General features: G+C 48.5%; 15 protein-coding genes and 1 riboswitch. All 15 genes read left to right on the forward strand.

Annotated features, from left to right (window positions below):
* Positions 1–17 precede the first annotated feature (17 nt).
* The 15 genes from ychF to atpB all read left to right on the forward strand — a co-directional run bounded on the left by ychF (position 18) and on the right by atpB (position 13,053).
* Positions 18–1,118: a redox-regulated ATPase YchF gene (gene ychF / locus AC58QC_RS22265; RefSeq protein WP_497271010.1), complete on the forward strand. Its 1,101-nt coding sequence runs from the start codon at positions 18–20 to the stop codon at positions 1,116–1,118.
* 33 nt (positions 1,119–1,151) lie between these two features.
* On the forward strand, positions 1,152–2,216 hold the full coding sequence (gene prfA, locus AC58QC_RS22270) for a peptide chain release factor 1 (protein WP_497417260.1): 1,065 nt from the start codon (positions 1,152–1,154) through the stop codon (positions 2,214–2,216).
* Positions 2,216–3,106, forward strand: a complete 891-nt coding sequence (gene prmC, locus AC58QC_RS22275) for a peptide chain release factor N(5)-glutamine methyltransferase (protein ID WP_497417261.1) — start codon at positions 2,216–2,218, stop codon at positions 3,104–3,106. Before prfA ends, prmC begins: the two co-directional genes overlap by 1 nt.
* Before the next feature lie 153 nt (positions 3,107–3,259).
* Positions 3,260–4,057 (forward strand): stage II sporulation protein R, encoded by a 798-nt coding sequence (gene spoIIR, locus AC58QC_RS22280; protein WP_497417262.1) that lies wholly within the window; start codon positions 3,260–3,262, stop codon positions 4,055–4,057.
* Between the two features lie 60 nt (positions 4,058–4,117).
* Positions 4,118–5,185 carry an L-threonylcarbamoyladenylate synthase gene (locus tag AC58QC_RS22285; protein ID WP_497417263.1) on the forward strand — a complete coding sequence of 356 codons (1,068 nt, stop codon included), beginning with the start codon at positions 4,118–4,120 and terminating at the stop codon, positions 5,183–5,185.
* 64 nt (positions 5,186–5,249) lie between these two features.
* Positions 5,250–5,810 carry a manganese efflux pump MntP gene (locus AC58QC_RS22290; RefSeq protein WP_497271000.1) on the forward strand — a complete coding sequence of 187 codons (561 nt, stop codon included), beginning with the start codon at positions 5,250–5,252 and terminating at the stop codon, positions 5,808–5,810.
* Positions 5,811–5,858: 48 nt separating this feature from the next.
* The gene (locus AC58QC_RS22295) at positions 5,859–6,431 is read left to right on the forward strand and encodes a low molecular weight protein arginine phosphatase (RefSeq protein WP_497417264.1); all 573 of its coding nucleotides are present in this window, start codon (positions 5,859–5,861) and stop codon (positions 6,429–6,431) included.
* A gap of 98 nt (positions 6,432–6,529) precedes the next feature.
* Positions 6,530–6,610, forward strand: a riboswitch (ZMP/ZTP riboswitch).
* Between the two features lie 104 nt (positions 6,611–6,714).
* A complete protein-coding gene (gene rpiB, locus AC58QC_RS22300; protein ID WP_497417265.1) occupies positions 6,715–7,173 on the forward strand; it encodes a ribose 5-phosphate isomerase B in 459 nt (152 codons plus the stop codon).
* Positions 7,174–7,189: 16 nt separating this feature from the next.
* Positions 7,190–7,795 (forward strand): TIGR01440 family protein, encoded by a 606-nt coding sequence (locus tag AC58QC_RS22305; protein ID WP_497417266.1) that lies wholly within the window; start codon positions 7,190–7,192, stop codon positions 7,793–7,795.
* 36 nt (positions 7,796–7,831) lie between these two features.
* The gene (gene glyA, locus AC58QC_RS22310) at positions 7,832–9,082 is read left to right on the forward strand and encodes a serine hydroxymethyltransferase (RefSeq protein ID WP_497417267.1); all 1,251 of its coding nucleotides are present in this window, start codon (positions 7,832–7,834) and stop codon (positions 9,080–9,082) included.
* A gap of 608 nt (positions 9,083–9,690) precedes the next feature.
* Positions 9,691–10,320 carry a uracil phosphoribosyltransferase gene (upp, locus tag AC58QC_RS22315; RefSeq protein ID WP_497417268.1) on the forward strand — a complete coding sequence of 210 codons (630 nt, stop codon included), beginning with the start codon at positions 9,691–9,693 and terminating at the stop codon, positions 10,318–10,320.
* Between the two features lie 26 nt (positions 10,321–10,346).
* The gene (gene wecB / locus AC58QC_RS22320; protein ID WP_497417269.1) at positions 10,347–11,483 is read left to right on the forward strand and encodes a non-hydrolyzing UDP-N-acetylglucosamine 2-epimerase; all 1,137 of its coding nucleotides are present in this window, start codon (positions 10,347–10,349) and stop codon (positions 11,481–11,483) included.
* A 223-nt stretch (positions 11,484–11,706) separates the two neighbouring features.
* Positions 11,707–11,928 (forward strand): AtpZ/AtpI family protein, encoded by a 222-nt coding sequence (locus AC58QC_RS22325; RefSeq protein WP_056611689.1) that lies wholly within the window; start codon positions 11,707–11,709, stop codon positions 11,926–11,928.
* Positions 11,928–12,308: an ATP synthase subunit I gene (locus tag AC58QC_RS22330; RefSeq protein ID WP_497417270.1), complete on the forward strand. Its 381-nt coding sequence runs from the start codon at positions 11,928–11,930 to the stop codon at positions 12,306–12,308. Before AC58QC_RS22325 ends, AC58QC_RS22330 begins: the two co-directional genes overlap by 1 nt.
* 46 nt (positions 12,309–12,354) lie before the next feature.
* A complete protein-coding gene (atpB, locus tag AC58QC_RS22335) occupies positions 12,355–13,053 on the forward strand; it encodes a F0F1 ATP synthase subunit A (protein WP_497417271.1) in 699 nt (232 codons plus the stop codon).
* Positions 13,054–13,055 lie beyond the last annotated feature (2 nt).

Below are 13,055 nucleotides of genomic sequence, written 5' to 3' on the forward strand. Positions count from 1 at the left end.
AAGGAGTTGTAACGACAATGGCTTTGAAAGCAGGTATCGTCGGTCTACCGAACGTAGGAAAATCGACATTGTTTAATGCAATTACACAGGCGGGGGCAGAATCTGCGAATTATCCGTTCTGTACGATCGATCCGAATGTTGGGGTAGTAGAAGTACCAGACGAGAGATTGCAGAAGCTGGTGGAAATCGTTGTGCCTAAGAGCATCGTTCCGACGGCCTTCGAATTCGTTGACATTGCGGGTTTGGTTAAGGGTGCGAGCAAAGGCGAGGGCCTTGGTAATAAATTTCTAGCACACATCCGTGAAGTCGATGCGATTGTGCATGTTGTACGTTGTTTTGAGGATGATAATATTACTCACGTTTCTGGGAAAGTCGATCCGATTGGTGACATCGAGACGATTAATCTTGAATTGATTTTGGCAGACATTGAGTCGGTTGATAAAAAGATCGAGCGTTCACGCAAAAACCTCAAAGGCGGCGACAAGAAAGTAGTAGCTGAAGTTGAGTGTTTGGAACGTATCAAAGAAGCCTTATATAATGATATGCCAGCACGCAGCTTGGATTTAACAGATGACGAGCGTCTTCTAGTTCGCGATCTACATTTGCTGACGATGAAGCCAGTGCTCTACGCGGCAAACGTGAGTGAAGATGAAGTTGCAACTGCGGACGACAATGCATACGTTAAAATTGTGAAGGAATTCGCTGAGAAAGAAAACAACGAAGTCGTTTCCATTAGTGCGAAGGTTGAATCCGAAATCGCTGAGCTGGAAGACGAAGAAAAAGCCATGTTTCTGGAAGAGTTGGGACTTCAAGAGTCCGGCTTGAATAGATTGATTAAAGCAGCGTATAGAAAGCTAGGCTTGTATACGTATTTCACAGCTGGTGTTCAAGAAGTTAGAGCATGGACGATCCGTAAAGGAACGAAGGCTCCTCAAGCGGCTGGCGTCATTCATACGGATTTCGAACGTGGATTTATTCGTGCAGAGGTTGTTTCTTATAACGATTTGGCTGCTGCTGGATCCATGGCTGGTGCGAAAGAAAAAGGCCAAGTACGCCTTGAAGGTAAAGAGTACGTGGTTAATGACGGCGATGTTATGCATTTCCGCTTCAATGTTTAATTAACAATAAAAACAAGAAAGGAGTGATCCCCTATGTTGGATCGACTTCAGTCCATTGTGGACCGCTATGAGAAACTAAGCGAGTTATTGTGTGACCCGGATGTAACGAGTGATACGCAGAAACTAAGAGAGTATTCCAAAGAGCAATCTGATCTTCAGGAAGCTTATGATGCTTATAATGAGTATAAGAGCGTGAGCGAGCAGCTAGCTGATGCGAAAGTGATGCAGAATGAGAAGCTGGATGATGAGATGCGCGAAATGGTTAAAATGGAGATCGAAGAGCTTAGCGAGCAATCCGCTAAACTGGAAGAACATCTTCGCATCCTGATGATGCCAAAAGACCCGAATGACGACAAGAACGTCATCGTGGAGATTCGCGGAGCGGCAGGCGGCGATGAAGCTGCACTGTTTGCAGGCGATCTCTACCGGATGTATACGCGTTATGCGGATAGTCAAGGATGGAGAACGGAGATTTTGGACGCGTCCGTGAATGATTTGGGCGGATTCAAAGAAATTATTTTCATGATTACGGGTAAAGGTGCTTATAGCAAGCTCAAGTTTGAGAGCGGTGCGCACCGTGTTCAACGTATTCCAGTAACGGAATCCGGTGGACGGATCCACACATCCACGTCGACGGTTGTTGTTATGCCGGAGGCAGAAGATGTGGAAATCGTGATCCACGATGCGGACATTCGCGTAGACACGTTCTGTTCCAGTGGAGCGGGCGGTCAGTCCGTTAATACAACGAAATCTGCTGTGCGTGTAACGCACGTACCAACGGGTATCGTAGCAACTTGTCAGGATGGTAAATCGCAGAACTCTAACAAAGAGTCAGCGCTTCGCGTACTTCGTACGCGGATTTCAGATAAATTGCGTGAAGAAGAAGAAGCGAAATATGCCGGCGAGCGTAAAACCAAAGTCGGAACTGGCGACCGTTCAGAGCGTATTCGCACTTACAACTTCCCGCAAAGCCGGATTACCGACCACCGTATCGGTTTGACGTTGCACCGTTTGGAAACCGTGTTAAACGGCGATATGGCGGAAATTGTGTCAGCATTAACGATTGCTGCACAATCCGACGCGTTAGAGGCTATGTAATGACGACTGCAAACATGAGTGTGAGAGAAGCCTTTGTGAAGGCTTCTTCTTTTTTAGCAGAGCAAGGCGTCGCAGAGGCTTCTTCTTGCGCGGAACTGCTGCTGCAGCACCTCTTGGGTGGCTGCAGTCGGACCGAATTGCTGTTCCGTTGGTGGCAGGAACAGATGCCTGAAGAGCTGGTCGCCACGTGGGACCAGCTGGTTGCAAGGAAGGCCGCAGGCGAACCGGTGCAGTACATCACCGGTGAGCAGGATTTCTTCGGCCTTCCGTTTGAAGTCGGCCCGGCGGTGCTGATCCCCCGGCCGGAAACCGAGCTGCTCGTGGAGGCGTTGCTCCACGAGGGCTCGCGTCTGTTCCCGCAAGGCGCTCCGCTGCTTGCGGATGTGGGCACCGGGAGCGGCATCATCCCGGTGACGATCGCGCACGCGCGCCCTGCGTGGCGCGTGGCGGCCAGCGACATCTCCGCGGCAGCGCTGGAGATGGCTTTAAAGAACGCGCAGCGCCACGACGTGGCTGCGCGGATCTCGTGGCTCGAGGGCGACCTCCTCGAGCCTTATATTGAGCGCGGGCTCGCGCCGGATATACTGGTGTCGAACCCACCATATATTCCGGATAGCGACCTGCCGGCGCTGATGCCCGAGGTGCGGCTATTCGAGCCGCACACAGCACTGTTCGGCGGTGTCGAGGGACTCGACCTGTACCGCCGTATGATTTCGCAGCTGCACCGGCTGCCGCGAATCCCGACCGTGGTCGGGTTCGAGGTGGGCATCGGGCAGGCGGAGGCGGTTGCGGCCTTGCTGCGCGTCGCAGCTAGCTGGACGGAGATCCGCTTCGTGCAGGATCTCCAAGGAATCGATCGCCACGTGATCGCGATCCGCTCTTCCGAGTAGCCGATTGCCTTCCAGGATCGGCTGCTTTCTTTCCGCCTGTTTTCTCGGCGAACCAACTCTATCATTTTGCAAAAAAATCATAGATTCATAGGTTTAGCCCCACCCACTATTGTCCATACTGGCTAGTAGATGACGGGAAAGGGGCTACTCTCCATGGTTAAGAGAACGGAGCGCCACTCAGTTAAGAGCCTATTATTCATTGTTTTTGCACTTATACTTATGATTATGTGTTGGGAATCCAATCGTACGAACGCGGCGGTTATTTCGCCTACTATACCCGAAGAATCCATTCGTTTGCGTATTCTAGCAAATTCGGATTCAGCGCAGGACCAGGCTATGAAACGCGAGATTCGTGATGCGATTATTGCTCGTATGGCGGAGTGGGTCGTTGGGCCACATTCTTTGGACGAGGCGAGAGCAGTCGTGAATGCGCATTTGCCTGAATTTCATGAGCTTGTCGGCCAAATGATTGAAGAACGCGGCTATAGCTATCCATATACGGTTGAGCTTGGTGTTGTTCCTTTCCCAACGAAAATGTACGGAAATGACGTTTACCCAGCAGGGGATTATGAAGCTTTGCGTGTTGTGATTGGTTCTGGTGAAGGCCAGAACTGGTGGTGTGTGCTGTTTCCGCCATTATGCTTTGTAGATTCTGTATCCGGTGAAGCCGTTGCTTCGGCTGCAGTCGTGGCCAAAACAACGGATGAGAACGGTAAGGAAAAGAAGCCGGTTAATGAAGATAAGGCTAAAGTTGGTGAAACGTCATCTGCTAAAAAGAAAGACGAAGTCGCAAGTAAAGATAAATCTGCATCGACTGAGAAAGTGGCAAAGAAAGACGCTAAAGTTGAAGTAGTAGCAGCTTCAGCTTCCACGACCGAAGAGCCAACTCAACCGAAAGTGAAGTTTTTTATCTGGGAAATGTTTAAAGCTATTTTTTCGTGGTTCAGCTAATAGATGCTGTGTGATCAGGCATATAAATTTTATTACATATAAGTAAGGATGAGAGTGATTGTGACAATCTACTGGAACGTGAATCAAGGAGAAGAGCGCGCGATAGCGCAGGATATAGCAGAGGCGGCGAGCCTCTTGCAGCAGGGCGATACAGTCGCGTTCCCGACCGAAACGGTGTACGGACTTGGTGCGGATGCGACCAATACCGCAGCGGTTAAGCAGATTTTCGCTGCAAAGGGGAGACCTTCCGACAATCCTCTGATTGTACATATAGCTGATGCGAAGCAGCTCCCAAGCCTTGTTCAGCCAGATTGTGTGACAACCCATCATCAAGCGCTTATGAAGGCTTTCTGGCCCGGGCCATTAACCATTGTGCTACCTGTTACTGCAGGTAGCCTTTCGCCGTTAGTTACGGCTGGTCTGCAAACCGTTGGTATCCGAATACCGGATCATCCAGTTGCCCTTAAGCTGCTGCGTGAAGCGGGACTTCCTATTGCAGCGCCAAGCGCGAATAGCTCGGGTAGACCGAGCCCGACGCTGGCATCGCATGTTCGTGATGATTTGGATGGCAAAATTGGCGGAATTGTAGACGGTGGTGCAACAGGTGTTGGCGTCGAGTCCACGGTCATACAGCTTGTAGACGGCGAGTTACATGTGCTGAGGCCGGGTGGGGTGACTGCGGAAAAGCTGCAAGCGGTTTTGCCAGACATGCGTATTCATGTGGCTGAGCCGACAGAGGTAGAAGCTGCGGATACGCCTCGCGCACCGGGAATGAAGTATGCGCATTATGCACCGAAGGGCTTCATGCACATTGTGCAAGGAGATGACGAACAGGAAGTCTCGACTTGGATTCAACGCGATATTGATGCCGCGAAGTCACGGGGGGAATCGACGGGTATTCTCACTTTTGAAGAAAGAGTACAGGGATATCGGGCAGATCTCGTTCTCGCGTGCGGCTCTTTATCTGAGCCGGATACGATAGCTCGGGAGCTATATGCCGCTCTGCGGGCTTTTGATCAGAAAGGCATTAGCTATATTGTTGCTGAAGGTATTCCAGATTCAGGTATTGGCAGCGCGATAATGAACCGACTGTTGAAAGCAGCTGGTCATGAGCGGATCCGCCTCTAATTAGCATGATTCCCAGTTTGTCCGCATATCTTGAGAAAGAATCGTGGACAAGGGGGATCGTGCTATGCTCGCATCTGGGGTACAAGTTGGGCAACTCATGACAATTGGAATAATGGCGATTGCTTTGGGCCTAGATGCTTTTTCGTTAGGAATTGGCATAGGAATGAAGGGCATTCGTTTGTTGGATATTTTGAAAATTAGCATTGTGATCGGCATTTTTCACGTGCTCATGCCACTTATGGGCATGTTTATGGGACAGTATGTCTCCCTCCTTCTGGGAAACGTTGCGACGGCTGCAGGTGGATGTTTACTTATTTTGCTCGGCGCGCATATGGTGTATAGCTCGATACGCGGGGAAGAAGCAACGGCATTCGATCATCGGACGTTATGGGGGCTTATCATTTTCGCCCTCAGTGTTAGTATAGATTCGTTCTCTGTAGGCGTTTCTCTGGGGATGTTTGCTACGGATATTGTGCTTACAGTGCTCATCTTCGGTCTGTTTGGCGGGTTACTTTCGATAGCTGGCCTATTGCTAGGCAGACGCGTTAGCGGATGGGTAGGGGAATACGGCGAGGCATTCGGCGGGCTCATCCTATTAGGGTTTGGGATCAAGTTTTTACTATGATACAATATGGGGAGTTAGGTTTTAAAATGCTTATATCGGGAGGATTTCATGTTGCGAATTCTATTTGTCTGTACAGGAAATACGTGCCGCAGTCCGTTAGCTGAAGGTTTGCTGCGTATGAGGGTGCATCAAGAGGGGCTTGCGGCGGAGGTTCGTTCAGCAGGTGTATCTGCGATGACGGGTGGTCCAATCTCGAGAAACAGCCAGTCGCTTCTTCACGAAGCGGGCTTTAAGGAATCTATCAGTTCTCTAGCGATTGGCGCGGCGGATGTTGATTGGGCTGATCTGATCTTGACGATGACGACGGGGCATAAGCGCACAGTCATTGGGCGATTTCCTCATGCGATCGAGAAGACGTATACGCTCAAAGAGTATGTAGAGGACGATTCTCGTATTCTCCAAGCGATTGAAGAACGAAAGCAGCTTGCGACAGAGCTTCAACTCAAAATGGCGCTATCTCAGACAGTATCAGTGGAAGAAAGAAGCCGTATGTATACGCTGGAAAATTCGATCCCAGATTACGATATTTCGGATCCCTATGGCGGATCCCTAGCCGATTACCGATTCACTGCTGAGGAAATTAGCCGGAGCTTGGATAAATTGGTAAAAAAATTACGCTAAAATCAACAGCAAGCCTATAATTCTGTCTTCACGTGCATGAGATAGGTCAATATAGCTTTACACATCGCAGGGAATGCGATAAAATACAAGTAACAAGCAAGACTCAATGTAACTGGCGACGAGTGGGGTTAACCACAATGGAGCATTGAGCTATACGGCCGGTCGCCTGGGCAAAAGAGCAACGCGCGTTTTCTAGCGTGTGCGCTCTTTTTTTCGTTTTTGGTGAGCTTTGGGATATAATAGGATGGTCGAATTCGAACAAGTCAAAAGGAGCGTTTAAGTTATGAAAATTGCTTTAGGTGCTGATCATGCAGGCTATCGTTTGAAAGATGTTATCATTCCTTTTATTGAATCATTAGGTCATCAAGTGATCGATTTCGGATGCAGCTGCGGCGACTCCGTCGATTATCCAGATTATGCGCTTCAGGTTTGCGAAAAAGTCGTTTCGGGAGACGCAGATAAAGGTATTCTGCTTTGTGGAACAGGCATTGGGATGTCCATTGCGGCCAATAAAGTTCCGGGAATCCGCTGTGCACTTGTGCATGATCTCTTCTCAGCGAAAGCGACGCGTGAACATAATGATACGAACGTGCTAGCGATGGGTGAGCGTGTTGTTGGTCCTGGCGTAGCGGAAGAAATCGTCAAAATCTGGCTGGAAACCGAGTTTTCGAAAGGTGTCCGCCACAAGAATCGTATTAACAAAGTACAGAGCATCGAAGATCGTTTCACGGTACATCCCTAGAGATGAGGGAGCCACAATGACAGATTCTATGTATGAACCTATAGCAGAAGCTTTAGAATCGAACCTGCGTGAGCTGATTGCGGTTGGCAGCCTGCGTCCTGGCAACATCTTGGTGATCGGCACGAGCACGAGTGAAATTCTCGGACATCGGATTGGGACATCGGGTACGCTAGATGCGGCAAAGCCGATTTTCGAGACGGTTAAGCTTATTTGTGGCGAGTTCGGGCTGCATGCGGCGTTTCAATGCTGCGAACATTTGAATCGTGCGCTAGTCGTGGAGGAAGAGCTGTTGACGCTGGTGCCTCAGCTTGAGCCCGTCTCCGTGATTCCCGTGCCGAAGGCCGGGGGCTCGATGGCTTCGTACGCATATAGACACTTCGCGAAGCCGGTCGTTGTTGAGACGATTCAGGCGCATGCGGGCATCGATATTGGCTCAACGCTGATCGGCATGCATCTGCGCAGAGTCGCTGTTCCCGCAAGGCCGCCAGTTCGCCATATTGGCCAGGCTTATGTCACGATGGCATTCGCTCGGCCGAAGCTGATCGGTGGTACTAGAGCTGTATACTCCGCTGATTTGGCGGATCAACTTTATCAACAAGCTGCACCTGATGCAGATTGCTAATTTACTTTTAACTAACATCCTTAGGAGGAATTCAATATGACAAACTTTTTGAACAAACAAGATCCAAAAATCGTAGAAGCTATGAACCTTGAACTAGGCCGTCAACGCGACAAAATTGAGCTAATCGCTTCCGAGAACATCGTGAGCCAAGCGGTTCTTGAAGCTATGGGTACTGTACTTACGAACAAATACGCAGAAGGCTACCCAGGCAAAAGATACTACGGTGGCTGTGAGTACGTAGACATCGTGGAAGACATCGCTCGTGACCGCGCGAAAGAGCTTTTCGGTGCTGAGCACGCGAACGTTCAACCGCATTCCGGTGCACAAGCGAACATGGCTGTTTACTTGGCTGCTCTAAACCCTGGTGACACGGTTCTTGGTATGAATCTTGCGCATGGTGGTCACTTAACACACGGTAGCCCTGTAAATGCTTCCGGTATTCTTTACAACTTCGTAGCTTACGGTGTAAGTGAAAAAGATTTCCGCATCGACTATGATGATGTTCGCAAAGCAGCTTTCAAACATAAGCCTCGCATGCTAGTAGCTGGTGCAAGTGCTTACCCGCGTACGATTGATTTCGAAGCATTGGCTTCGATCGCTAACGATGTAGGCGCATTGTTCTTCGTTGATATGGCACACATCGCAGGTCTAGTTGCAGCTGGCTTGCACCCGAACCCAGTGCCACACGCACATTTCGTAACAACAACAACACACAAAACGCTTCGCGGTCCTCGCGGCGGTATGATTCTTACGAAGAAAGCTTGGGCTGCAGCGATTGATAAAGCGGTATTCCCTGGTTCCCAAGGCGGTCCTTTGATGCATACAATTGCAGCTAAAGCTGTTTCCTTCGGTGAAGCTCTTCAACCGGATTTCAAAGTGTACGGTCAAAACGTCATCAACAATGCACAAGCCTTGGCGACTGCACTGACAGCTGAGGGCATCAACCTTGTCTCCGGCGGTACGGACAACCACTTGATGTTGGTTGACCTGCGTAACCTGAACATCTCTGGTAAAGACGCAGAGCACGTTCTTGATGAAATCGGTATTACAGCGAACAAAAACGCGATTCCTTTCGATCCAACAAGCCCGTTCATCACAAGCGGTATTCGCTTGGGTACACCGGCTGTGACTTCCCGTGGTATGGACGAAGAAGCGATGAGAACCATCGCGAAAGTTATTGGTCTTACACTGAAGAATCCGAAGGACGAAGCTACGCTGGAGAAAGCTCGCGGCATGGTGAAGGATTTGACTGCGCAATTCCCGCTTTACCCAGGTTTGACTTACTAAGTCTGATTTGTAGGGCCAGCTCTTTGGAGCTGGCCCTTTTTATGTCTTTGGAATGCCTTGTGTACCAACACCAACCTAACCCCCAATTTTATTCATCAATCCAAGTATGTCGATCCAATGATATGCAACTCAACTCACACCAGCCCCAACTCTATCATCGCAACTCCACTTCAGCCCACTCAACTCAACTCAATTCTACTCGACCCGACGCAACTCACCCTCCCAGTCCACCCGCCCTCAATCTAACTGGATTTTCTACATCTATTTGTAGCATATTTCTCAGATTTGACGGATTAACTGTAGTTCCTACAGTTAATTTCCATCGATTAGCTCGATTCTTCAAATTCTCGATAAATTAGCTGCACTTTTTCCATCTATTCCTGAACACACACCGATTTTGGAGCAAATTAGCTGTAGTTTATCCATGTAAACATTAGTTGGCAGCCTCCACGTGACACAAACTGGTGTGCTGAGGCATTCATACTCTGATTTTTACACCCTTTGCAAAACAGTCTAACTTGTTGGGTTCTACAGCAGATAAGTTGGATAACATATGATATAATGGACGAGGTTTGCCTGACCTACAAGCTTATACTTAGGAGGAACATATGGGTACAGTACATATTTGCGATCATCCGCTTATCCAGCATAAGCTTACTTATATTCGGGATGAGAACACGACAACGAAGGATTTCAGAGCGCTTGTCGATGAAGTTGCTACATTAATGGTTTATGAAATTACAAGAGATCTGCCACTACAGCAAGTGAAAGTGAAAACCCCGGTTACAACAGCAGATTGCCAAGTTATTTCGGGCAGAATGTTAGGGCTGATTCCGATTTTGCGAGCAGGGCTAGGTATGGTTGACGGCGTGTTAAAGCTGATGCCAGCTGCAAAAGTAGGACATGTTGGTCTTTATCGCGATCCGGATACGCTTCAACCTGTAGAGTACTATGTGAAGCTGCCTACTGATGTATTGGAGCGGGATTTACTAGTTATCGATCCTATGCTCGCTACAGGCGGGTCTGCGAACGCAGCGATTGAAGTGCTGAAACGCAGAGGCTGTACGCGTATTAAGCTGATGTGTCTTATTGCTGCTCCAGAGGGCATAGCTTCTGTGCAAAAAGAACATCCTGACGTCGACATCTACGTCGCAGCCGTTGATGATCATTTGAATGATCATGGCTATATTGTGCCTGGTCTCGGGGATGCTGGGGATCGTCTATACGGCACGGATTAATTTTTGAAAAAGGGGAGAAGAAACCGATGAAACGTCTAAAAGTGATTACGATCTTCGGAACAAGACCTGAAGCTATCAAAATGGCTCCGCTCATTCTCGAGCTGGAGAAGCATCCTGAGCACATTGAGTCTCTGGTTTGCGTAACTGCACAGCATCGTCAGATGTTGGACCAAGTGCTTGATATTTTCAAAATCACACCAAACTTCGATCTGAACGTTATGAAGGATCGCCAAACACTGAATGAGATTACGATGCGCGTGCTGCAAGGCTTGGAGCCTGTGTTCCAAGAAGCAAAGCCAGATCTGATTCTTGTGCATGGTGATACGCTGACTACCTTCTTGGCTAGCTATGCAGCCTTCATGCAGCAGATCCAAGTAGGGCACGTGGAAGCAGGTCTTCGGACGTGGAACAAATTGTCCCCGTACCCAGAAGAAATGAACCGTCAATTAACGGGCGTTATCGCAGATCTTCATTTTGCACCGACACAACAATCGGCAGATAACCTGCGCAAAGAAAATAAATCAGAGTCACAAATTTATGTTACTGGGAATACGGTTACTGATGTTTTCAAATACACAGTGCAACAACAATTTGATCATCCCGTGCTGGAGTGGGCGGCTGGCCGCAAATTGATCCTGATGACAGCGCACCGTCGCGAAGCTCAAGGTGAGCCTCATCGCCAAATTTTCCGTGCGGTGAAGCGTATTGCTGATGAGTTCGAGGATATTGCCATCGTTTATCCGGTTCATCCGAGCCCAGCGGTTAAAGAACCAGCACATGAGATTCTAGGAAATCACCCACGCATCAAGCTGGTTGAGCCGTTTGACGTGTTCGAGTTCCATAACTTCTACCCGCATGCACACATGATTCTAACGGACTCGGGTGGTCTGCAAGAAGAAGCACCTTCATTCGGTGTGCCAGTTCTCGTTCTACGTGACACAACGGAGCGCCCAGAAGGCATTCAAGCCGGCACCTTGGAGCTAGTTGGAACAGATGAAGAAGTGGTCTACACTCGCGCACGTGCGCTGCTGACAGATCCAGATTTGTACAATAAAATGAGCCAAGCAGCGAACCCTTACGGAGACGGAAAAGCGTCAGAACGCATCGTTCAAGCGATTCTCCACCACTTCGGTAGGACTACGGAACGTCCTGAAGCTTTCTAACCGTGACAAAATCATGACAAACGTTACAGCGTACAGTTGGACTGTTCGGTTTGAAAACGCGCAAACCCTAGAGCCGCAAGGCTCTAAGGAGTTTTGTGAGATGTGACAAATGAAGTTCCGTCAATTGACAAACTTAGCATGGCTTCGATACAATGAATGAGGATTCGTAGCAGATGAGCTACGAGACGCGTTTTCCCATGTGGAAAACACCCAGGAGGGTGCAATGAAACGGCCAAATTCCAATGATAATCCTTGGCGGGCAGTAGCGTTAACTAGTGCAATTGGCATAGACCTTGTCGTATGTTTGGCAGCCGGATATTTCTTCGGCGATTGGTTAAGTGGTGCATTAGGTGGACAGATCTGGTTGTTAGTCGGGTTTTTACTTGGGCTTGTAACCGGAATCATGAGCATTTACTTCATGATTAAGCGGTACGGAGGGCTATGATGGACGACTTTTCAGCCACTCTGAAAACGGTTCAAAATGTATTTCTTTTCTTTTTATCCTTTTGTTTGGCTGCATGGGCGCTTCTTGTCGATTACCGGGTTTACGTTGCAGGGATAATGCTTGGAGCTTGTGCGAGTATGATCAATGCAAGGTTCTTAGCCTGGAAGATTAACAAGCTGGCAGCAGCTGCGATAGAGCAGTCAGGGCGCAAGGTAACCCTTGGCTTTCTGACAAGGGCAGCAATCGCGGGGTTTGTAGGTTTGGTTGCCGTCAGGTATCCAGAACAAGTTGCATTAACTACGACGATTGTTGGATACTTTTTTGCTCAATTGGCAACACTCGTACTGGGTATTCTTTCTATTAAGAAGTCTAAGAAGTAATTCCACGATGTAACTTCCACGGATGAAAGGGGTGAAAATGGAAAATATGGAACATAAGGTACCAGAGTTTGAGTGGTTAGGCATTCATTTCGATGCATCAGCACTGATGATGATCGGAATTACCACAGTTATCGTGCTTATTCTTGCAATTGCAGGCGCTAGCCGAGCATCCGTAACGAATCCTTCGAAACTTCAAAACTTCATGGAATGGACGATTGAGTTTGTAGAAGGCATTATTGGAAGCACGATCGGTTCCAAGCATGGCAAAGGATTTATTGCACTTGGTCTTACGCTCATCATGTATATCTTTATCGGCAATATGCTCGGCCTTCCTTTCTCAATCGTAACGGAAGATCACGTATCTTGGTGGAAATCACCGACAGCTGATATCGCAGTTACAGGAGCCTTAACGATTGTCGTTATCTTCATAAGTCACTACTTAGGGATAACGCGTAACACAAAGCATTACTTCGCGCATTACTTTGAGTTCAAAGGGGCAATGTTGATCCTTCATTTAATTGAAGTTGTATCCAAGCCACTTACGCTTGCGTTCCGTCTTTACGGTAACATTTATGCAGGTGAGATCATGATATCTGTCATTGTTGGAGCAGGTTGGTTTGGAATTGCGCCTCTCTTCGTATGGCAGGGCTTCAGTGTGTTCGTTGGTGCGATTCAAGCCTTCGTATTCACGATGCTGACCATGGTTTATATCTCACAAACATTAATTCACGAAGAAAAGCATTAAGC

Source organism: Paenibacillus sp. J22P51 (assembly GCF_059692215.1).